At 38.7% G+C, this 21,931-nt stretch carries 16 protein-coding genes; 4 read left to right on the top strand and 12 right to left on the bottom strand.

Annotation, left to right across the window (positions count from 1 at the left end):
* Window positions 1-5: 5 nt before the first annotated feature.
* From BR73_RS0113290 to BR73_RS0113265, 6 genes are all read right to left on the bottom strand, one after another.
* On the bottom strand, window positions 6-779 hold the full coding sequence (locus tag BR73_RS0113290; RefSeq protein ID WP_033165924.1) for an ABC transporter ATP-binding protein: 774 nt from the start codon (window positions 777-779) through the stop codon (window positions 6-8).
* A gap of 256 nt (window positions 780-1,035) precedes the next feature.
* Window positions 1,036-3,387 (bottom strand): ABC transporter ATP-binding protein/permease, encoded by a 2,352-nt coding sequence (locus tag BR73_RS0113285; protein WP_033165923.1) that lies wholly within the window; start codon window positions 3,385-3,387, stop codon window positions 1,036-1,038.
* Between the two features lie 217 nt (window positions 3,388-3,604).
* A complete protein-coding gene (gene hisS, locus BR73_RS0113280) occupies window positions 3,605-4,843 on the bottom strand; it encodes a histidine--tRNA ligase (RefSeq protein ID WP_033165922.1) in 1,239 nt (412 codons plus the stop codon).
* Window positions 4,844-5,280: 437 nt separating this feature from the next.
* Window positions 5,281-6,222, bottom strand: coding sequence for a lipase family protein (locus BR73_RS27455; protein WP_051685193.1), 942 nt, complete (start codon window positions 6,220-6,222; stop codon window positions 5,281-5,283).
* A 110-nt stretch (window positions 6,223-6,332) separates the two neighbouring features.
* Window positions 6,333-7,163 carry a hypothetical protein gene (locus BR73_RS0113270; RefSeq protein ID WP_033165921.1) on the bottom strand — a complete coding sequence of 277 codons (831 nt, stop codon included), beginning with the start codon at window positions 7,161-7,163 and terminating at the stop codon, window positions 6,333-6,335.
* 69 nt (window positions 7,164-7,232) lie between these two features.
* Entirely contained in the window at window positions 7,233-8,087 is an 855-nt protein-coding gene (locus tag BR73_RS0113265) for a pyridoxamine kinase (RefSeq protein WP_033165920.1), read from the bottom strand.
* 518 nt (window positions 8,088-8,605) lie between these two features.
* On the opposite strand from BR73_RS0113265, the gene BR73_RS0113260 reads away from it, so the two are divergent.
* A complete protein-coding gene (locus tag BR73_RS0113260) occupies window positions 8,606-10,387 on the top strand; it encodes a methyl-accepting chemotaxis protein (RefSeq protein WP_033165919.1) in 1,782 nt (593 codons plus the stop codon).
* 294 nt (window positions 10,388-10,681) lie between these two features.
* On the opposite strand, the gene BR73_RS0113255 is transcribed toward BR73_RS0113260, so the two are convergent.
* Window positions 10,682-11,638: an NAD(P)H-dependent glycerol-3-phosphate dehydrogenase gene (locus BR73_RS0113255; protein WP_033165918.1), complete on the bottom strand. Its 957-nt coding sequence runs from the start codon at window positions 11,636-11,638 to the stop codon at window positions 10,682-10,684.
* Window positions 11,639-12,383: 745 nt separating this feature from the next.
* On the opposite strand from BR73_RS0113255, the gene BR73_RS0113250 reads away from it, so the two are divergent.
* Both BR73_RS0113250 and BR73_RS0113245 read left to right on the top strand, forming a co-directional pair.
* Window positions 12,384-13,307, top strand: a complete 924-nt coding sequence (locus BR73_RS0113250) for a winged helix-turn-helix transcriptional regulator (protein WP_033165917.1) — start codon at window positions 12,384-12,386, stop codon at window positions 13,305-13,307.
* Between the two features lie 238 nt (window positions 13,308-13,545).
* On the top strand, window positions 13,546-14,082 hold the full coding sequence (locus tag BR73_RS0113245; protein WP_033165916.1) for an HXXEE domain-containing protein: 537 nt from the start codon (window positions 13,546-13,548) through the stop codon (window positions 14,080-14,082).
* Window positions 14,083-14,523: 441 nt separating this feature from the next.
* On the opposite strand, the gene BR73_RS0113240 is transcribed toward BR73_RS0113245, so the two are convergent.
* The gene (locus BR73_RS0113240; RefSeq protein WP_033165915.1) at window positions 14,524-16,002 is read right to left on the bottom strand and encodes an L-fucose/L-arabinose isomerase family protein; all 1,479 of its coding nucleotides are present in this window, start codon (window positions 16,000-16,002) and stop codon (window positions 14,524-14,526) included.
* A gap of 414 nt (window positions 16,003-16,416) precedes the next feature.
* Here BR73_RS0113240 and BR73_RS28325 point away from each other — a divergent pair.
* Window positions 16,417-17,843, top strand: a protein-coding gene (locus tag BR73_RS28325) for an IS3 family transposase (RefSeq protein WP_242860624.1) whose coding sequence is annotated in 2 segments (ribosomal slippage) — window positions 16,417-16,942 and window positions 16,942-17,843 — 1,428 coding nt in all. Because the reading frame shifts where the segments join, the coding sequence is not laid out codon by codon here.
* Between the two features lie 88 nt (window positions 17,844-17,931).
* Here BR73_RS28325 and BR73_RS0113225 read toward each other — a convergent pair.
* The 4 genes from BR73_RS0113225 to BR73_RS0113210 all read right to left on the bottom strand — a co-directional run bounded on the left by BR73_RS0113225 (window position 17,932) and on the right by BR73_RS0113210 (window position 21,665).
* Window positions 17,932-18,555: a hypothetical protein gene (locus BR73_RS0113225; protein WP_033165914.1), complete on the bottom strand. Its 624-nt coding sequence runs from the start codon at window positions 18,553-18,555 to the stop codon at window positions 17,932-17,934.
* Between the two features lie 52 nt (window positions 18,556-18,607).
* Entirely contained in the window at window positions 18,608-19,480 is an 873-nt protein-coding gene (locus BR73_RS0113220; protein WP_033165913.1) for an ABC transporter permease, read from the bottom strand.
* A gap of 231 nt (window positions 19,481-19,711) precedes the next feature.
* Window positions 19,712-20,656 carry an ABC transporter permease gene (locus BR73_RS0113215; RefSeq protein WP_033165912.1) on the bottom strand — a complete coding sequence of 315 codons (945 nt, stop codon included), beginning with the start codon at window positions 20,654-20,656 and terminating at the stop codon, window positions 19,712-19,714.
* Complete coding sequence (locus BR73_RS0113210; RefSeq protein ID WP_033165911.1) at window positions 20,649-21,665, bottom strand: oligopeptide/dipeptide ABC transporter ATP-binding protein; 1,017 nt, start codon at window positions 21,663-21,665, stop codon at window positions 20,649-20,651. Before BR73_RS0113210 ends, BR73_RS0113215 begins: the two co-directional genes overlap by 8 nt.
* Between the last annotated feature and the right edge of the window lie 266 nt (window positions 21,666-21,931).

Below are 21,931 nucleotides of genomic sequence, written 5' to 3'. Positions count from 1 at the left end.
CTCTGCTATACTCCTTCAAAGCTGTTTCTTACTTTCGCTACCAAAGTAGTAAATTCAAAGGTATCCTTTATTTCTTTGCTTCTGGGTCTTGGCAGATCAATATCTACTACTGCCGAAAGTCTTCCGGGATGAGGTGAGAGGACACAGACTCTGTCAGATAGGAACACAGCTTCTGCTATATTGTGTGTTACAAAGATAACCGTCTTATTGGTTTTACTCCAGATTCGAAGCAAATCTTCATGAAGCTTCTCTCTTGTGAATTCATCCAAAGCAGAGAAAGGTTCATCCATTAATAGGATTTCCGGTCTTAAGGCCAAGGCTCTTGCTATACCTACCCTTTGCTGCATACCACCGCTTAGCTGATGGGGATAATGCTCTGCAAAGGTTGTGAGTCCTACTAAGTCGAGCATCTTTTCAGCTCTGGCTTTTCTGTCTTCTTTCTTAACCTTCATCAGTTCCAGCGGCATTTCAATGTTCTTTCTTACTGTCCGCCATTCATAAAGTACCGGACTCTGAAATACCATTCCATATTTACGGTTAAGTCTCGCTGATTCCGTTGAACTTCCCTCTATAAGGACTTCTCCGCCTGTGGGCTTTAACAGGTCAGCCACTATTCGAAGCAGTGTTGTCTTTCCGCAGCCGGAAGGCCCAAGGAGGGAGATAAATTCACCTTTCTGTATGTCCAGGCTGACACCGGTTAATGCGGTAACCTCATTGTTGTCTGCCTGATAAATCATACTGACATTATTCAATTTTATCTCGATATTAGTGTTTTCCATGAAAGGCTCCTTTCGCTCTATACCAAAGCAAAAGGGCAACAGCGCCTTTTCCTGCGCCATTGCCCTACGAATCATGTGATTCATTATACACGTATTTCTAAAAGAAGCAAGTGTTTTTTCAAAAAATTTATGTGTTTTAGCACATATTATAATAATTATTTCGATAAAACGTTTATTCCATGTATATTTTCATATATTTTCGACACAATACATTGTGCTGCAGCACAATTCAATAACCTTAGTAACTGGTTACTTACTATTCTGACCTCAAAGCTTCAATGGCATTCTTTCTGGAGGCCATTTTTGCTGGAATATGACCGCCTAATACAGTAAGAATGGTACTGATGGCAACCAGAAATACCGCATGTTCAATCTTAAGTGAAGCTACACCTTCCAGTTCCGTAATATTAAATAAGATTGCATTGATGGGAAAGGTCAAAGCCCATGCCAGTACAACACCAAGTAAACCGGAAAAGATTCCAAGGATGGTTGTTTCTGCGTCAAATACACGGGTAATATCTTTCTTTCTGGCTCCCAATGCCCTTAATATACCGATTTCCTTTGTGCGTTCCAATACAGAGGTATAGGTTATAATGGATATCATAATAAGGCTTACTACCAGTGATATTGCCGCAAAGGCTACGAGAACGATGGTAATACCATCCATAATGCCGCTGGTCAGACTGGACATGGTTGCTGCCAGATCTGTATAAACTATCTGGTCTTTTGAATCTTTACCAGTATTATACTGGTCCAGATAAGCTGTTACAGCATCCTTATCTTCAAAATTATCGGGATAAACCATGATTACATATGGAGTTGCATTTCCTCCAAGGTAGGATAAAAATACGTCTTTGGTGTCCTCCGTTAATTCTTCCATGGTAATCACGTTCCTGTCACTGTTTTCCTGGGCTTTTACAATTGCGGAATCTTTGGCACTGTCTATTACAAGTTCCGATAATTCATCGCTGTAGGCGATACCCGGAAGCAGGAGCCCCATGGTAACCTCTTCCTTCTGGCGCACCACACCAGCTATCCTGACAGTAATGGAATCTGCTGAATCAAACATAGCCTGATAATCATTGCCCGGCAAATAACTTCCTGCTTCCGTGGGTACATAGTATACATCATTTGGTACAATTTTAAATTCTGTTCCCACTATGTCATTAAAATTAATACTGTCTTTTCCATCTGTCTCAAAACCAAGGCCTTTAAGGATATTATAATCCACACGGTTTCTGGTATCGATTACCAGTACCAGGTCTGTTTCTTTTGTGGGATAATCCCCGGATAACAGATCATAGTTCTTTGTAAGATAAGACTCTTCCTCTGCTTTTAATTGCTTAGGGTAAGAGGATAACCCCATAGAACCTGTAAGTGCGGCTCCTGAACTGCCGTTACCGGAACTCTGGCTCTGGGAGCTTAAGGAGACAGGTATTACGTTGTCATCTACCTTACGGACCATATTCATGGATACCAATCTGGAATACCCGATGCTGCTGCAGATTTCAGGATCAATCTTATTTAAGTAATCCAAATAATCCTGCGTAAAGATATTTCTGTGGGAAATTTGCGTATCAGCAGGATCATAAAGAGTAACTTTATCTGTTTCTTTGAAGGATTCTGCTTCCTCACTGTTTCTCTCTTCCCGCATTTTCTCCAGGCTCTCCGCATCAACGGTAGTAGCTGACTGGGAAATAATAATAGGGAACTCCGCCATGGCATCTCTTTGGAAGTCATCAATCTGAGTCTGAAAACCGGTTGATAAACTTAATATAACTGCAATTCCGATAATACCGATACTGGAAGCAAAAGCAGTTAATATGGTCCTGCCCTTCTTTGTACGGATATTGTTAAAGGAAAGCCTTAAGGCTGTAAGAAAACTCATACTGGTCTTTTTAAGCTTAAACTCATCACCTTTTGGCCTTTCCATATGAGGATGGGTATCGGATATGATCTTACCATCCTGAAACCTTATAATACGGTCAGCATAACTTTCAGCCAGTTCCGGATTGTGAGTCACCATGATTACCAGTCGTTCTTTGGCAACTTCTTTGATTAATTCCATAATCTGAATACTGGTATTGCTGTCCAGGGCGCCGGTGGGTTCATCACACAAAAGAATCTCCGGATCATTTGCCAATGCTCTGGCTATGGCCACACGCTGCATCTGTCCGCCGGAGAGCTGATTGGGTTTCTTATGCAGATGTTCTTTCAGTCCTACTTTTTCCAGTACTTCGATAGCTCTTCTGTGCTTTTCTTCCGCTGACACGCCACTTAAGGTCATTCCAAGCTCCACATTTGCTACAATACTAAGATGCATGATAAGATTATAGCTCTGAAATACAAACCCTATGGAATTGTTTCGATAGGCATCCCAATCCCTATCGGTAAAATCCGCTGTTTTCTTACCCTTGATTACAAGATCTCCGGAATCATACCTGTCCAGTCCTCCGATGATATTCAAACAGGTAGTCTTTCCAGAACCGCTTGTTCCAAGTATTGCTACAAATTCCTTTTGCCTGAAGGCAACACTGATTCCGTCAAGAGCCTTGGTCTCTATGCCCCCGACATTATACGATCTCTTTATATTCTTTAATTCCAGCAAACTTTTTTTCCTCCTTATGTCTTAAGTATTTTGCCACGTTCCTGTCATTATACATAATGGAGGTACCAAAATCAAAAAAAATACTCTTAAATAATTGTTAAAATTTTATTATAACAGCTCAGCCAAAAATAAAACTTGTCAAATGACATATAAAAACTGTCATTTGACAAGCCGCTATTATAACTTAACGAAATTTACTAAAAGGCATTTTGGGGAACTATTTATTCCCTATCAATTGTACTTCTTCTGACTGTCCGTAGATAAAGAAACCATCATAGCCCTGCTCTTCCAGTCTGTCAATAAATTTACCGGTCTTTTTAGGTTTCACATACAGTGCAACGTTGTAGGTCTCACGGAAATTCTTAGCAGTCTCCATAGCTGCAAGAAAATCCTTCTCATCATAAATAACTGCAAGCTGCTTCTTTCTGTCCGGTATCTGATAGCCGATATCCGTTAAGATTCCGAAAATCCTTTCAAAGCCGATAGAGAATCCAACCGCAGGTACACTGTCATTTAAGAATTTACCGATTAGGTTATCGTATCTTCCGCCACCTGCTATTGCACCTCTGAATTTGGTACTTTCTACTTCAAAGACAGTACCGGTATAGTAACCCTGTCCTCTGATAAGGGTAATATCATAATCAATCTCTAATTCACTGTTTACAGCTTTTACAGAGTCCAGGATAAACTGAATTTCCTTTAAGCTCTCTTCTTCCGGGCAAATTTCAGCTGCTTTACTTAAGGTAAAAGGTTTTGTGGAGAGTATCTCTGCAAGCTTTTCAATACTGGCAGTAGCATATCCTTTAACTGCAAGTTCGTTCTTGACCCCGTCAAGTCCGATCTTATCCAGCTTATCAATCGATATGCAGACACTGTCAAGCTCTTCTGCTCCAAAGCCAGCAGTAGTCAGAATGGCTTTTAGAAGCTTTCTATTGTTGATCTTTACCTTGAATTCACCGATTCCGATATTCTTAAGTGCCTGAGCGGTTGTTATAATAAGTTCAACCTCTGCTGTCAGTGAGGTGGTTCCAATGATGTCAATATCACATTGATAGAACTCTCTTAAACGGCCTTTCTGAGGACGTTCCGCGCGGTAGACTCTGTCTATCTGAATGCATTTAAAGGGTGCAAGCAGCTTGTCCCTGTTGCTGGCATAATATCTGCTGAGGGGTAAGGTAAGATCATAGCGAAGGCCCATATCACTGAGTTCTTTTTCATCTTTTGCCTCTAGTGCTTTCTCTAATTTATCCCCTCTTTTTAATATCTTAAAGATAAGGTTCAGATTCTCGCCGCCTTCACTTTTATCCAAATTCTCAATATCCTCAATGACCGGTGTCATAATTCTCTGAAAACCGCAGGATTGGTAGGTTTTTAATATCTGATCCATTAAATAGTCCCTAAGGGCTGCTTCTTTCGGTAAATAATCATTGGTTCCTTTTACGGTAGAAATTTTCATAGCTGTTCTTCCTTCTTTCAAAAATTATTATTACAGGTGAATATAAAAAATCCAATTTGCTATTCTGTCCGCGCCATTCACATCACTGCTTTCATTTCCGGACAAATGGCCTTTTCGTCTCCAAAACAGCACCTTAATTACTGTCTATTGCATATCATCTCTTATTAAATGTCTCTTATAAACATCTCATACAATTGACTACTTTAGCAAATTTGCTCCCGCAAACAGAACATAACCCAGCGCAAGCAAATTACAAACGTACCCTAATAACAGAATTTGGCAGCATGGAATGCTGCCCTTTATCACACGATATAAATTTCGGTTTCTTATACATCCGCCTTCTTTGTTAACAGGAACTGTATTGTATTAAGTGTGTAAAGAATACCGAAAAATAAAATCCGCGAATAAATAAAACTAAGTATATTCTTAAGAATACTTTAATGTAACACAGTGTATTTGTCAAGCAGATAGTAGTCTTTTCCATGACTGTTTGACAGTATTTGCAATGCTCCGTAACGTATTACCTGTTCTATTGCACAAAAAGAATTAAGGGTCTCCCCTGAGATATTTATTGTATCTGCCGGGTATGCTCCAAAATTATCCGCTTCATGATACACACAGATTTCCTCTCCTACAGATTTATAAGCGGGCAGCTTAAAACATTCGGCAAATAATTCCTGAACAGGTCCAAGTCGCTTTAATAAGGTCATTTCCTGTTCAGTTAAAGGCAGATGGCAGACAATATCTAAAAAAGCCTCGTAACGATAGTGTTTCAGCTTGTAATTTTCAGCAAATATCCTGTCTCCAACTCTTGGAGCACCAAAGGTATATACAGATATCCTGCTCTTATATTCTTCTTTGTTTATTTCTGCCAGCATCTCTGCCATTAAGCAGGCAACGGCTCCGCCTTTGCTATGGCCGGTAACTATGATTTCCGGCTCCAGGCCACTGACTTTCAGTTTATCATAAAGTATTACTGCCTGTGTTAACATATCCGTCTTGAGGCTTTCTGCAGCACTTAAAAATCCTGCGTGGACGAAACCCCTGCTATACGGAGTAAAAGGCACAGGTAAAGCAATAAAATTATTCAGCCAATCCAGGATACTTCCCTCCAAAGTACCATCCCCGTCTGTTCCTCTTAATGCAATTATAAGCCTATTTCCCGCTATTCCCATTAATCCGGCATGTATATTATTAAGACCCGCAGAAAAGGTATAGATTTTATCTGTGAACCCAGCCCTCTTATACCAGTTAACCGGTCTTCCATTCAGCCACTCATCAATCCTGATACGATAATAAACCGGCAGCTTTCCTCCCTTAATAGTATATGCCATCATAGAAGCTGCTAACATAGCCATGGAATCCTTACTGTCAAACATAGTCACCACCATTTCTCTATCAACGATCGATAAATTATAACCTGCTCCCCATGTATCCCAAGACTGCTTGTGATACTTCTTCAATAGAATGATTAAAATTTATGGGTAATTTACATGTTTTTTTTGCAGACACCAGTTAGCGTCACATCAACTGACACTTCATTTGTGGTATTGCTTTTAACAGTACCGGCAAGCACAACAGTGGTCATTTTACCTACAGGTATCCTGAGAATTTTTATCTGATCACTATAAAGATAGATGTCCTTAAGCAAACTGTCCTTAACAAGTTCTCCGCCGACAATCAGGGTGAGTGTAAATATCAGATTACAGTCTTTGGCTCCCTGTAAGGTAATAACACATTCTTCCCAGAAGCAGCTTGCCCTGAGATAAAGATTATCAAGTGTCCCGATACCTTTAAATTTCCCAAACCAGTTGACGGAAGTCTGTTCCACTGCTTCAGGAGTTATAATGTTATTAACCCTTTCTGCCTGTTCAAATCCCTTGATGTAATTCTTTGCTTTTGCAACTTCCCCATAATCAGAAGAGATATCAAGGCGATGAAGCTCACCTTCACCAGGCTCTGACAGAATCAGACGCAAGGTGCCTCCATTTATCCAACCTAAGGATTTTGTCTCCCTTTCTGTGATATTCTTTGATGCCATATTTTCGAAGTAAACCCTTAAATCTTTGCTTTCATGGTCCTCATAGGCCAGAACAATAAAGGAACTGTCCGTATGCTCCAATTGATAGCAAACAGCTGCTGCAAGATTTTGTGAGCCTACAGCAGCTGTCTCCTCCCATTCCACATAGGCAACTGCCTCTGTCTGCCTTTTAATTCGCCCGGGAAAGCAGAAATTCTTCATGTTTACTTTAAGATTTCTAATCAGAATCCAATCGTAATCTGTTTGATTTATAAGAAGTACATAACCTTCCTGCTTCAAAACACTCCCTCTTTTCCTTTGCTTGCTTTTTACAATCTATGAAAGAGGTTGTGTATCCATACACGTTTTTTAGATTTTCCTGTTCTCTGAACATACTTTTGCCAGCTCATAAAGGCCTTCTTCAAAATTCACGCCAAAGCGATTATCTGTTCCGGCTTTGTAGGTTCTGTTTATTGCCCCGGCTGTAAAATCAACAGCCAGCTTTAAAGCCTCCTCCATGGAAAATCCGCTTAACAGCCCGGTTAATAGAACACTTGAGAACACATCACCCGTTCCATGGTACATTCCGGGTACTTTCTCTCCGAGAGAATAAACTGTCTGCCTGCAAGTGCTGTCATAAGCTGCTGCACCAATCTGGCCTTCCTCGAAATAAACTCCTGTAAGTACAACTTTTTTTGCTCCAAACTCAGCCATCTTTTTAAGTAATCTTTCTATATATTCCGGTGTATAAGGACCTTCCAGGTACTGTTCCTGTACTAAAAGCGCTGCTTCTGTGATATTAGGAACAATAATATCTGCCTTTTCACAAAGTCCTGCCATTCCTCTGGGAAAATCCTCTTTAAAAGAAGTATATAATCTGCCGTTGTCTCCCATAACCGGGTCAACAACAATCAGAGTTTCCTTTTTCTTATACATATCAAATATCCTTGAGATCATATCCAACTGCGCAAAGGACCCCAGATATCCTGTATAAATTGCATCAAAGGAAATATCTAGAGTTTTCCAGTGTTCTGCAATAGGAAGGATATCCTCCGTCAGATCTCTGAAGGTGAAGCCTTCAAAACCGCCTGTATGAGTTGACAGTACCGCTGTTGGAATTATACTTGTTTCATAACCTCCTGCCGACAGGATTGGTAATGCTACGGTCAGGGAACATCTGCCGAAGCAGGATATATCATGTATGGCTGCAACTCTTTTCTGCATGTGTAAAATTTCCTCCTATATATTACTATTACCCAGTTGCTCAATAGCTCACTGTACTTTTCAAACTCACTCCAGTAAAAGACTGGTAATTCCAAATTCCGCTTATTTTTTTATTTACTATATCCGATAAAGTAACCATAGCAATAAAAGCTTGCATATGGTGGTTTATTTATCGGACTTTTGCAATATTTACATTGGTATGCTGCTTTAGACGGAAAGATTGGGGGTTCTTTTTTTAGTATACCTATATTTTCCTCTAGGATTACAGATATGATATAGCAAAACTGGTATATATACAACATCCAGTTTTATTATTATGGATAGTGCCAGATTGTTTCGACAAACAATACCTTTATTGTCTATTTTTAAGAATTATTGTAGAATGTTTTATATACAAGTTGAACTTATGTTTTATACCTTTCCAAAGATAAAAATACTGCATTTAAAGCAATTTTATATTTGGCCACTAAAACATCCGATCAACTTTTATTGTTACTATTATTTAGGGAGGGTACTTTATGAAGCTCAAGAATTTAAAGGTACGTACACAAATTATACTACTTGCTACTGTTCTGGTTACTGCTACTGTATTAATTGGAATTATATCCCTTATTTCACAGCAAAATAGCCTAAAGAGCAACCTGCACGTACTGGAGACCAGCATCCGGTCAGATTATGACAACAATGTAAAGACACAAGTACAAACAGCAATCTCTTTGCTGAACACGGTTTATGAGAAATACCAGTCCGGTGAATACACGATGGAAGAAGCCAAGGTAACCGGTGCGGACCTGTTACGTAATCTTACCTATGGGGACAATGGTTATTTCTGGGCAGATACATACGACGGCACCAATGTTGTAATGTTAGGCACTGAAACAGAAGGAACTAATCGTTTTGATCAAAAAGATGTAAATCAGTTTGCTTTTATTCAGGCAATAATTGAAGCTGGAAAGAATGGCGGCGGTTTTACCGACTATTGGTTTCCCAAGGCCAATGAAACAGAAGCCAGCCCAAAAAGAAGTTACAGCCAGGCTTTTGAACCCTTCTCCTGGGTTATCGGAACAGGAAATTATACAGATTATATAGACGATATCGTTAAACAAACAACACAGGACCAGGAGAAAAAGGTAGAGGCAGTTATAATAAATAACATTATTATCATATTGGTTACTGTTGTTGTTTCAATCCTTCTGTCAGTTATTATAATCTTACGTCTGAATAACAGCTTCAAGGCAATCAGCAAGTATCTGGAGCAGCTGGCGAAAGGCGATTTCAGGACAACTCTTCCAGATATCTTTAAGAATCGAAAGGATGACTTTGGTCTACTGGCGAAGGATTTGGAACATATGAAAAGTTCTGTAGGCAATCTCATCGGTAATACAAAAGCTGAAGCAGATAAGATTGTTCAGGCAGTTTCAAATGCAAAGGATAATATGTTATCCTTAAACAATAATCTGTTAGAAGTATCTGCGACAACGGAGGAATTGGCTGCAGGTATGGAAGAAACTGCTGCCTCTTCTCAGGAATTGAATTCAACCTCTCTAGAAATTGAATCAGCCTCAAGAAGCATCGCTGAAAAATCACAGGATGGAAGCTTAAAGGTTATTGAAATCAGCAAACGTGCTGCCAGCACAAAAGAAACTGCGGAAATATCCCAAAACAAGATACAGCGGATTAGCAGCGAAATCAGTACACATTTGAAAGAAGCAGTTGAACAGGCTAAAATCGTGGAGCAGATAGATGTATTATCCCATTCCATCATGAATATAACTGCACAGACAAATCTGCTGGCATTAAATGCAGCCATTGAAGCAGCCAGAGCCGGGGAGGCCGGTAAAGGTTTCTCTGTTGTAGCTGATGAAATCAGAAATCTTGCCGAACAATCCAAATCTATGGTTCAGCAGATACAAGGTGTTACTGTTAAAGTAACGGAAGCTGTTGAGGATCTGTCTCAAAGCGCAAACAGCCTGTTAGATTTTGTAACAACTGATGTTAATGAAAGTATTGAAAGCTTTATAGGAATTGCAAAGGATTACAAAGAAGATTCTCTTTATGTAGACAATCTGGTTACAGATTTCAGCGCAACAGCACAACAGCTGCTGGCTTCTATCCAGAGTATCTTACTGGCAGTAAATCAGGTTTCCCTGGCAGCCTCAGAAGGTGCCTCCGGTACCAGTGATATTGCCGTAAAAGTAGGGGATGTCAATGTTAAATCCGAACAGGTAGTAAGCCTGATAGCATCTGCTGATGAGAGCTGCCTGGTATTAAAGAAAGAAATCAGTCATTTTAATGTTTAAATAAATAACAGTACAAATAGCAATACCTCTATAATACAAATTTATAAAACCGGACAGAAGACTAAGGTTGGGCTTTCACAGGCGATATTAAAAATTCTGGTACAGATGTTTCAGCAAGAATTATTGAAAGTTTTATATGAAAAATCAAACAAGTTTTATGTCCGGTTAATTTATAACCTTTTACAAGAGCTGATACACGAAGAAACTATTTGATTCTTTTACATTTCCGTTTTTTTCAGCAACAGCCTTTGTATCGTATATTTTGGAAAATAAAATCAACATTAAGAATAACTATTAAAATTCATTTTTTAAATCTCGGGCAAATAGTTGCTCCAGGATAGTCTTCGGAGCTTTCTTCTCATATAATACAGCAAATACAGCTTTGCAGATTGGCAGGTCTACCTGATATTTCTCTCCTAATTCTATCAATGCTTTTACGGTATAATAGCCTTCTGCCAGATCTGTAAATACTTCTCCTTTTACAAAACTTTCGCCAAACCCTCTGTTATGACTGAACTCTGAAAATACCGTAGCCTGGTAATCTCCCAGATGACATAAACCATAGGCAGAAAGTTCATTGCCGCCCATAGCTTTGATCAATCTTGCTATTTCCCTGGTTCCCCTGGACATTAAGGCACCTTTTAATGTGGTAAGATTAAGACCATCTAACATACCGGCTGCTATACCAATGACGTTCTTGGCAGCTGCACCTATTTCATTTCCAATCAAATCCTGTCCATAATAAAATCGTATCAAATCACCGGAGAATTCACTGATAAGCTGTTCCTTGACCTGATCTTCTTTGCTGTCTATTACCATACAATTCGGTATATCTCTTAAGTATTCCTGCACATGTCCCGGTCCCAGCCAAACGGCAATATGATTGCTAACATCCAGTCCTTGTGCAGCAATTTCCGTTAATCTTCTGCCGGTTCCAATCTCAATACCTTTCATACATAACACGAAAGTCTTATTTGTCAGGCTCCGCTGCCCTATCTCATCCATAAGCCTTTCTAATCCCTGAGAATTAACCGAAATTACAATAATCTCAGCAGAATCCAAATCTGATAAATCCACAGATAACTTAACGCTTTCCTTAAGCTTTAAAAGTCCATTGCTCCTGGTCTCCGCAAATTCCTTCATATGTTTGGAGGTACTTCTGCCATAGAGTGTTACCTGATGACCTATCTTATCTAAATACCAGGCAATAAAGGAGCCCCACCTTCCGCAGCCAATCACTGTAATATTCATTTTGACCTCTTTCTTTTAAAAAAACACCGTCTACAGATGCAATTTTCTGTTCTTTATTTTACCTGCTTATTTACTAGCTCAATGCGTGTATAAAAACTCAGTTATTCATATTGGATACCTGATTTTTCAGTAGTCAACGTTGGATATTCTGAAAAATAGCATATAAAACATTAAAGCAACCTCTTGTTACTAAACATAATGTTTTATGCAAATTGTCTTCCACAAAGTGCTATGTCCAACCTCCTGCATAAGCAGTTAACATACAAACCCTAATTTTTTTCTGTAATACTTTGTTATTTTCATTTATCTTATATCAGTATTTTTATTAGTGTTCTTATTAGTGATTTTATTAGTATTTTTTTTAGTATTTTTATTAGTGTTTTTATTAGTATTTTTATTAGTGTTCATATTATGTATTAATAACATTCGTATTATATGAAAAAAAGAGCCGATAATCATAAACGAAAACGTTTAAGGATCGGCTCTGGGGATGCAAATTTATATAACTAAGTTATAACCAGATAATACCATACTAAATAAAAAAATGCAAGAGAAAAAATTAATTTTTCTCATTTTATAACATTTTTATTTTTTATTAGATGTTTATCTCCTCTATCTAATCACGCTGCATATGAAATCGTTGACTTTAATAGATGGCAATTCTATAATCAATAGTATACTCAGATTATAATTAGTGTTTGAAGGTATATCTCCTTCCTTTAAATTCTACGAAAGGAACCCTATTATGTTGTATTTTAAATCCATTCAAGAGGCAGAGGAGGTTTTGAGAGCTTTAAGTACACCAGTAAGAATGAAGATTATGGAAATGATTTATGCAGATGACCAGTTAAGTATGAATGATCTTGCAGAAGCACTGGAACTTACCAACAGTGCTATCTCTATGCATGTAAGTAAATTAGAAAAAGCCGGGCTAGTTAAAATTCGTACCAAACCCGGTAAAAGAGGTACTATGAAGATTGTCCGTCCTCAGCATGACCGTTTGATGATAGACTTTGCAGCTTCGACTGAATCCAGAAAATACTATCAGGATGACATAAGAATAGGTTATTTTACTGCCTCAAAGGTATCACCTACCTGTGGTCTGGCATCTGTTAAGAACATAATAGGTGAATATGATGATCCACGTTATTTTAACTTTCCTGAGAGGTTTGATGCCGGAGTTCTCTGGTTTGGCAGCGGTTTTATAGAATATAATATACCAAATCATCTAAAGCCAGGACAAATCATAGAAGAATTACAGATTTCCTTTGAAATCAGTTCTGAATATCCGAAATTTAAAGCAGATTTCCCTTCAGATATTTATTTTAATATTAATGGTGTATCCCTTGGTTATTGGGTAAGTCCCGGTGACTTTGGCGATCGTAAGGGGTATCTCTCTCCTTCCTGGTGGCCGGATTCCCTGAATCAATACGGACTGCTGAAAACACTGATTGTTAACACAGACGGTACCTTTATAGATGGGAGCAATCAAATATCAAATGCTACCATTGATGATCTTTCCATAGATTATACTTCTCCTATCACCTTCCGCTTTGAAGTCCCCAAAGAAGCAGCAAACTGTGGAGGTCTTACCCTGTTCGGTGAAGATTTTGGTGATCATAACCAGGCAATCCGCATAAAAACTATCTATAGAGATGATAAGAGATAATATGAAGAAAGAGCCTGTTTCCAAATATATTCCTGAAAAGACCGCTTGATTTTGCAGGAAAATACTTTAATAACAGTCTAATATTATTTTTTAATGATGGTACTTTTAATTCTTAAAATTTGGGGCTATATTTTAAATCAATATTGAAATTTGCTATGTTTTAGGGTTATCTATAATTAATCCAAATTCATAGATTAGCAGTTCAGACTTATAAAATAAGCTTATAGGGGGTATGAGGATGGATGAAATAAAAGTAATGGTATGGCTGTTTCCTATACTTTTTATTTTTCACGATTTTGAAGAAATAATTTTCATGCAATTGTGGGTAAGAAAGAATAAACGCTATTTAGGTGAAAGATTTCCTACATTATCAAAAAGGTTATTACCTCATTTTGATAATATTACAACATCATCTTTTGCATTTGGCGTAGCAGAAGAATTTATTTTGATTAGTATAATTACAGTTGTTTCTTATGTGACGAATTGGTATATCCTATGGGCAGGATTGTTTATCGCATTTACTTTGCATCTAGTAATACATTGTTTTCAAACATTGATAGTAAGAAAATATGTACCTGCTATTATTACAAGCGTTATTTGCTTGCCTATATGCATTTATATTATTAAGCATATTGTAAAATTGTTTCCGTTAGATACTGTTGTCTTGTACTCTATTGTATCCTTTATAATTATGGTGGTTAATCTAATTTTTATTCACAAAGCTATGGATGTATTCAGCAAATGGTTAGCACAATATGAACAGCAAAGTCAATGAACCCAGCCCAAATTTTGGTAAAATACGAATTAAGAGGGTTTCCTTTACATGGATTCCTTTTACATGGGCAACCTTTTAATAATAAACTATTAAATATAATCCTTTAAATAAATTCATGAATCAAGTGTCATAAGCCTCTCTCTTATATGATTTCAGGTGAATTGTGCAAAACGGAAAGAACGAATGCGCCTATGGAAAGGTATTAGAAGTCCTTTTCCAGGAATATTTTGTGCTATAATGTAAAACAGATTGTCTGAGCGTAGCGAGTTATCTGTTTTGCATTATGGCAAGCACAAAATATTCCTGGAATTAGGACTTCTTATACCTTGGAATTGAAGCATGAGTTCTTTCTGTTTTGTGCAATTCACCGTCCCCATCTATAAAACTGGCTCTTTGCCACTCAAATCTGGCTCTTTGCCACTCAAATCACTTCCTATTACTTTAACCTACAAAAGGATTTTCCGTAGGATAAAGAACTCCCTTCGGTTGATTATACCCTATTTCTTTTACATCTACCCCAATGTACTTAAACACTTCATAAATAGCCTTACCATAATGACCGAAAGCAACTGCTCCATGATGAGGATAGTTCTTCTCAATCAGGACATGACGGTAGAACCTTCCCATTTCAGGAATTGCAAATATACCGATACCACCAAAAGAACGGGTAGCTACAGGTAATACTTCACCCTGTGCAATATATCCTCTTAAACCTCCATCAGCGGTGCCCTGTAAACGGAAGAAAGTAATATCTCCAGGTGCAATATCTCCTTCTAAGGTACCCTGTGTTACTTCTTCCGGAAGGTTTCTCGCCATAATCATCTGATATTTCATGGAACAGAAAGCTAATTTGCCGGAAGTGGTATTTCCGCAATGAAAGCCCATGAATGTATCTTTTAGGCTATAGGAGTGTTTGCCCTTGATATCTTCTTCATAAAGATCTGCCGGTACACTGTTATTAATATCCAGTAAAGTTACAGCGTCCTCACTGATTACTGTTCCGATAAACTCACTGAGAGTTCCGAAAATGTCCACTTCACAGGATACCGGTATACCCATTCCTGTAAGTCTGCTGTTTACATAACAGGGCACAAAACCAAACTGTGTCTGGAAAGCCGGCCAGCATTTACCTGCTATAGCAACATATTCTCTGGAACCTTTATGAGCCTCCACCCAGTCTAAAAGCGTAAGTTCATATTGTGCAAGCTTTGGTAGAATCTCAGGTTTCATATTTCCGGCACCCAGTTCTTCTTCCATGCTCTTAACTACTTCAGGAATTCTGGAATCACCGGCATGTTTGTGAAAAGCCTCAAACAAATCAAGCTCTGAGTTCTCCTCAATTTCTACACCCAGATTATATAACTGCTTGATTGGAGCATTGCAGGCAAGAAAATCCTGGGGACGAGGGCCAAATGATATGATTTTTAAGTTATTAAGTCCGTTTACTGCTCTTGCTATAGGCAGGAATTCCCCTATCATATCTGCACATTCAGCTGCTGTACCTACGGGATACTCGGGTATGTAAGCTTTGATATTACGAAGCTTTAAGTTATAGCTGGCATTTAACATACCGCAATATGCATCTCCTCTGCCCCCTATCAGATTGCTGCCGGTCTCCTCGGCTGCTGCCACAAACATAATAGGTCCGCCGAACTCTTTGGCAAGTAATGTCTCTGCTGTTTCAGGACCAAAGTTGCCAAGATATACTACCAGCGCGTTGCAGCCTGCTGCTTTAACCTCCTCCAGAGCTTTTCTCATGTGGATTTCATTTTCCACACAGGTGGGACATTCATAGATCTCTCCGTATTTCTTAACAAACTCTGCTACAACAGCTTTTCTCCTGGATACGGATAAATCCATGGGAAAGCAATCTCTGCTCACTGCTACGATACCTAATTTCAATTCGGGTATATTCTTCATATGCTGCTCCTTTTCATACTAGCTCCCATTGTAAGTGCGGCACTGCAAAATAAGATGTTAAATATACTTTCTAATATATTAACACCTTCGCATACCACCTGCCTGATTGCGTACTCTCCCAAATAAGAAGTGTGAAATTTCTTTTATATCACACCTATTCCCATTGCCTGCCGCATCTGCTTGCAGTTATGCTCTGCCACAAATCAGTATGCGAATTATTCTTCTATAATTCACATTATGTAAGCTAAAAATTAATGATATTATTTACTAACTAAACTATTGTAATCCAATATACTGATTCTTGCAAGTTCTAATCATAAAGAATTTAAAATAAAAAGGCTGCAGCCTCACAAGGTTTGAACCGACCCCCAAAAGTTAGACCAAAAATCAAACGATTGGGAGGTCGGTTTTTTCATGGCAAAACATAGCTTTGAATTCAAGAAAAAAATTGTAACGGAGTATTTGGAAGGAAATGGAGGTACCCCTTATCTTTCAAACAAATATGGGCTAGGATCCAACACACAGCTACGTAAGTGGATTAGCGCATATCATGAATACGGTGATGAAGGATTAATGCGCTCCAGAAAAAATCAAACATATTCTTTTGAATTTAAACTTCATGTGGTAGAGTTGTATTTATCAAGTGAAGTCTCTTTTCAGGAGTTAACCTTATCACAAGGAATTAATAATCCAGCACTTCCTGCCAAATGGGTAAATGATTTCAGAATTGCTGGACCTGATGCTCTGAGACCTAAGAAGAAAGGTCGTAAGAAATCGTTGGATTCAAATAATAAGAAAAAACAAGTACAGTCTGTACCAGACATTCCCCCTGTAGATACAAGCGCTGAGCATGTAAAACAGCTTGAAGATGAATTATTAAAATTACGAATAGAGAATGCCTATTTAAAAGAATTGAGGAGGCTGCGTTTAGAGGAGGAAGCTCTTCAGAAAAAACAGCGAGAATCATCCACAGCCTCCGAGGAGATTTCAAATTAAAAGATATTCTCGAAGTTGTTGGATTTTCAAAAGCAACTTACATGTACTGGCAAAAAAGAAGATTTGACAAAGTTAATCCTAGTAAAGAACTTGAAGAAAAAATCATGGAAATCCATTCGTTTCATAAAGACTTTGGTTACAGACGTATGCTAGGGGAGCTTCGCAGACAAGGATACTCTGTGAACAAGAAGCGTGTTCAACGGATTATGCAGAAACTATCCTTACAAGTTACATCTTTTACCAGAAAAAGCCGCAAGTATAGTTCCTATAAAGGTAAAGTAGGTAAGATGGCTCCGAATCGATTGCGCAGACGCTTTGATACAAAAATCCCACATCAAAAAATCACAACAGACACTACTGAGTTCAAATATTATGATGTGGATTCTAAAGGTCGTATGATTATCAAAAAGTTGTATTTAGATCCATTTATGGATTTGTGTAATAGAGAAATTATAAGCTATGGTGTATCTCCAACACCATCTGCTAAAAATATAATGGATGCTATGAATGCTGCGATAGAAATCACATCGGATTGTCCATATCGTAGAACATTTCATTCAGATCAAGGCTGGGGTTATCAGATGAAGGTATATGTTAACACATTACAAGAACATCGAATCTTTCAAAGTATGTCCAGAAAAGGAAATTGCCATGATAATTCAGTTATGGAAAACTTCTTTGGAATAATGAAACAGGAAATGTATTATGGAGTAGTTTATTACAATTATGACGAGCTTAAAGGAGCGATAGATAACTATATAGAGTATTACAACAAGCAACGAATAAAAGAGAAACTAGGATGGATGAGTCCTGTTGAATACAGACTCAGCCTCTTGGCAGCATAAAAGAAAAATGCGAAGTGGAAAATCCACTTCGCAATAAAGTCTAACTTTTAGGGGTCACATCAGTTGCCCAGTGACGCTGCAGCTTCTTCTAAATAAAATATTCAATGGATTTTTCCGGGGTTTTCCGATTGTTGCAGTTATATAGAAGCATTGCTTCCCTGCCTTCAGAAGTTCCGAAAGCATAGCTTCTCACCCTATCTTCATTAAAGATTTCTTTTCGTACTTTTCGATTCATTTTCTTTGGCTGGTCTTCTACCTTGATTATATCAACACCATCTACCGGTCCTTCGTAGTCATAGGGGTCAAAAAGGCAGATATAATCTCCTTCAATATCGGTAAGCAGAACATAATGCTCATAGGTATCTAGCCATAATCTTACGATAACAGCTCCTCCCTGCTGAAGGCATCCGATAATCCTGCTGTTCTGTCTGATCCATACCTGTTCTCCTATCAGCATTTCCGTAACAATAGGAAAATGTTTCTTCTCTCCGAATTGATTGAACCATTTGGACAGATACATCATTGCCATTGTGGATGTGCCGCTTTTACCGGATTCACCCGAATTATCGAACTCATCTAAGGTATAAAGTGAAATCGCTTTTAATATATCCGGAACTATTTCTTCTCTTTCAAACAAATATCTCATCGCATTAAGAAGTGTTGTGGGACCGCAGTCATACTCTGATGCCTGATAACTTAATAAATTCTTCATGTCAACCTCTTTCCACAATAGTCTTCGAAAACACTTATTGTCTTTTTTTATTCTATCTCTCCGTCGGATCAAAGGCATCTCTAAGAGCATCACCGACGAAGTTTATACTGATTACCAAAAGGATTATCACTATTCCCGGTGGCAGCCATAACCAAGGTTTTGAGGTCAGAATAGATAAAGACTGTGCGCCGTTGAGCATATTACCCAGACTCGCCTGTGGCGGCTGGATTCCCATGCCTAGAAAGCTCAGAGCAGCTTCATCAAGCATTGAGATAGCTACAACGGAAGTGGCATAAACCAGAATTGGTGCTATGGTATTTGGCAGTATCTCAGAAAAAAGGATAAACCTTTTTGGCATTCCTGCTACGATATCTGCCTGAATAAAAGGTTTTTCCCTTAAGGAAAGTACATTACCTCTTACAAGCCTTGCAATACCGGGCCAGTCAACGAAACCCAGTATTAATATTATTGTATTAAGTCCCGGTTTAAAAATTGCCGCTGCAACCAAAACCAGCAGAATATATGGAAAGGACATGACCATATCCGTAAATCTCATAATAAACATATCAAGCACTCCGCCAAAATATCCAGCCAGAAGCCCCAGCACGACACCGATTATAGTGGATACAGCTGTTGCGGCTAACCCTACATAAAGTGAAATCCTCATGCCGTACAGCAGTCTGCTCAATACATCCCTGCCCACCTGATCCGTACCCAGAAGAAACATTTTTGATGGAGGCCCGCTGAAATCCCCCACCACTTTATTCGGATCATACGGAGCTATTAGGGGAGCGAACAAAGCACAAAATACAGCAATTATAATAAATAGTAAACCAGCTGCTGCCAGCCTGTGTTTCAGGAAACGCCTGATTATATTATCTTTTAGGGACTGCTTCATACTATTATCCTGATTCCTCTTTTTCATCCTAATCCCCTTTTCTTCATCCTAATCCCCTTTGTTTAACCTTAATCCCCTTTGCTTAAACTCAATCCCCTTTGCTTAAACTCAATCCACTTTGCTTAAACTCAATCCCCTTTGCTTAAACTCAATCCACTTTGCTTAAACTCAATCCCCTTTGCTTATTGTAATTACTTTACTATAGTAACAAGTTTAAATAAAACTTTTTTTGGTGTATCATATCCCGTTATATCAAGCTTAATACTGTATAGTCGGATCTGCAACAGCATATAGTATGTCTGTCAGCAGGTTGGCTGCCATTACTACCAGCGCAGTAATAAGACATACCCCCATAATAACAGGATAATCTCTGTTTATGATGGCGCTCATTGTCATTAGTCCTAGTCCCGGCCAGCTAAATACCTGTTCAACTATTATAGCCCCGCCAAAAAGGATTGGGATTTGCATACCAAATACCGTAATAACCGGCAGTAATGCATTTCTGAGTCCATGCTTATTAATGACTTTAAACTTTCCGATACCCTTTGCTTTTGCTGTTCTCAGATAATCTTTATTCAGTATCTCTAGCATTGAGCTTCTGATATAACGAATATTGTTACCGGCCATAGATACTGCCAGGACAATAACCGGCATTATCATATGTTTTATTACATCCAGTGCTCCGCTTTCCGTTCCAAGGGTTTTCATACCGCTGGAGGGCAGAACACCAAGCTTTATGGTAAAGATATAGATCAGTATAAGACTCAGAAAAAATCCAGGTATGCTGGTTCCCAGAAAAGAAAGGGTAACAACGGTATAATCCCCCAGTGAATATTGCCTGACCGCACTATAGATACCTGCCGGAATCGCTATAAGCATACTGGCAATCAATGAAGTACCCATCAGCAGCAAGGTAGGACCGATATAAGTCTTAATCATGCCAGCCACCGGTTGGTATGTCTTTACCGATACTCCGAGGTTTCCTTCAAATAATTGTCTAAGCCACATAAAATACTGTATATATACAGGTTTATCAAGTCCTAAAGCAACTCTTTTCACTTCAATTGCTTCTTGGGATATTCTGGCTCCCTGAAGCATTTCCAGTGGATTACCTGCCAGGCTCATGAGAAAAAAGTCAATGACTGTAATGCCAAGTAACACTGGCAGGGCAATGAGAATACGTTTAATAATATACTTAAACATCCTTGTCCTCCTCTCTTAGTTCCTTTAAGATAACCGGGCAGGCTGCCATATGACCTTTATCAGAACCGGTAGTTTGCAGTTCAGGAACGAAAGTGCTGCATTCTTCAATGGCATAAGGGCACCTGGGATGGAATCTGCAGCCGGAGGGAATGCGGTTGGAAGAAGGAATTTCTCCTTTTAACAGAAATTTCTCTCTGTCCCTGAGTTCAGGATCAGGTATTGGCGCTGCACTGACAAGGGCTTTTGTGTATGGATGCAATGGATTATTAAAGAGTTCTTTTGAATCCGCCACTTCTACAATCTTACCAAGATACATTACAGCAATGCGGTTGCTGACATATTTTACTGCTTCAAGTCCGTGACCGATAAAGAGATAAGTAAGCTTCAACTCTTTTTGCAGCTCTTTTAGGAGATTTAGTACCTGCGCCTGAATGGATACATCCAGCGCACTTACCGGTTCATCACAAATTATAAGCCTGGGATTTAATGAGAGTGCTCTTGCTATGGCTATTCGCTGCCTCTGACCGCCGGAGAATTCAAAAGGATATTTCAGCAATGTATTTGCAGGAAGGCCAACAAAATCAAGAAGTTCCTTCAGTCTCTCCTCCAGTTGCAGCTTTTTGCATATACCGTGATAAAGCATAGGAGCTGTGAGAATATCCCTTACAGTTTTTCGTGGGTTTAAAGAGGAGTAGGGATCCTGAAAGACCATCTGAACCTCTCTCCTTATGTTCTTCTCTAATTTCCCTATGTTCGCTCCCAGATTAATATCCCCATAAATTATCTCACCAGCTGTAGGCTTTTCCAAAGCCGCCAGCTGCCTTCCAACAGTAGATTTACCGCAGCCGGATTCACCTACCAGTCCAAGGGTCTCACCTTCATTTATTTCAAAATCTACCCCATCCACTGCTTTTATAAAGCTGATGGTATGCGGTATGATACCACCCCTTACAGGATAATATTTTTTTAAATCTGATACTTTTAACAGGGGCTGCTCTTTCTTTTCCATTATACTGCTCCTAACAATATGGTGAACTTTCATGATTTATTTAATATCAACCGCAACATTCCAAGGGTTCTCTTCTTGTTTTAAATTTATTGATTGTAATTTTGCCTCTTAAAGGAGCAATAAAACCTTTGGTTATAGTGTGCTATAACCGGAAGAAACAATAAACCTTTGGTTATTTTGTGCTATAACTGGAAGAAGCAATAACTTAATTCAACTTTAAGATACTTATCTGTTCATTTATAGAATAAAATAACTCAATAAGAAGA

Source organism: Clostridium sp. KNHs205, assembly GCF_000702945.1.
In the GTDB taxonomy this organism is placed as follows: domain Bacteria; phylum Bacillota; class Clostridia; order Lachnospirales; family Lachnospiraceae; genus Anaerocolumna.
This window is presented reverse-complemented; position numbering and strand designations above follow the sequence as displayed.

Bases quoted from the DNA above. Each gene is read 5' to 3' on its own strand.
- BR73_RS0113290 (WP_033165924.1), bottom strand. From the start codon at position 779: ATGGAAAACACTAATATCGAGATAAAATTGAATAATGTCAGTATGATT.
- hisS (WP_033165922.1), bottom strand. From the start codon at position 4,843: ATGAAAATTTCTACCGTAAAAGGAACCAATGATTATTTACCGAAAGAA.
- BR73_RS27455 (WP_051685193.1), bottom strand. From the start codon at position 6,222: ATGTTTGACAGTAAGGATTCCATGGCTATGTTAGCAGCTTCTATGATG.
- BR73_RS0113265 (WP_033165920.1), bottom strand. From the start codon at position 8,087: ATGCAGAAAAGAGTTGCAGCCATACATGATATATCCTGCTTCGGCAGA.
- BR73_RS0113260 (WP_033165919.1), top strand. From the start codon at position 8,606: ATGAAGCTCAAGAATTTAAAGGTACGTACACAAATTATACTACTTGCT.
- BR73_RS0113255 (WP_033165918.1), bottom strand. From the start codon at position 11,638: ATGAATATTACAGTGATTGGCTGCGGAAGGTGGGGCTCCTTTATTGCC.
- BR73_RS0113250 (WP_033165917.1), top strand. From the start codon at position 12,384: ATGTTGTATTTTAAATCCATTCAAGAGGCAGAGGAGGTTTTGAGAGCT.
- BR73_RS0113245 (WP_033165916.1), top strand. From the start codon at position 13,546: ATGGATGAAATAAAAGTAATGGTATGGCTGTTTCCTATACTTTTTATT.
- BR73_RS0113240 (WP_033165915.1), bottom strand. From the start codon at position 16,002: ATGAAGAATATACCCGAATTGAAATTAGGTATCGTAGCAGTGAGCAGA.
- BR73_RS0113225 (WP_033165914.1), bottom strand. From the start codon at position 18,555: ATGAAGAATTTATTAAGTTATCAGGCATCAGAGTATGACTGCGGTCCC.
- BR73_RS0113220 (WP_033165913.1), bottom strand. From the start codon at position 19,480: ATGAAAAAGAGGAATCAGGATAATAGTATGAAGCAGTCCCTAAAAGAT.
- BR73_RS0113215 (WP_033165912.1), bottom strand. From the start codon at position 20,656: ATGTTTAAGTATATTATTAAACGTATTCTCATTGCCCTGCCAGTGTTA.
- BR73_RS0113210 (WP_033165911.1), bottom strand. From the start codon at position 21,665: ATGGAAAAGAAAGAGCAGCCCCTGTTAAAAGTATCAGATTTAAAAAAA.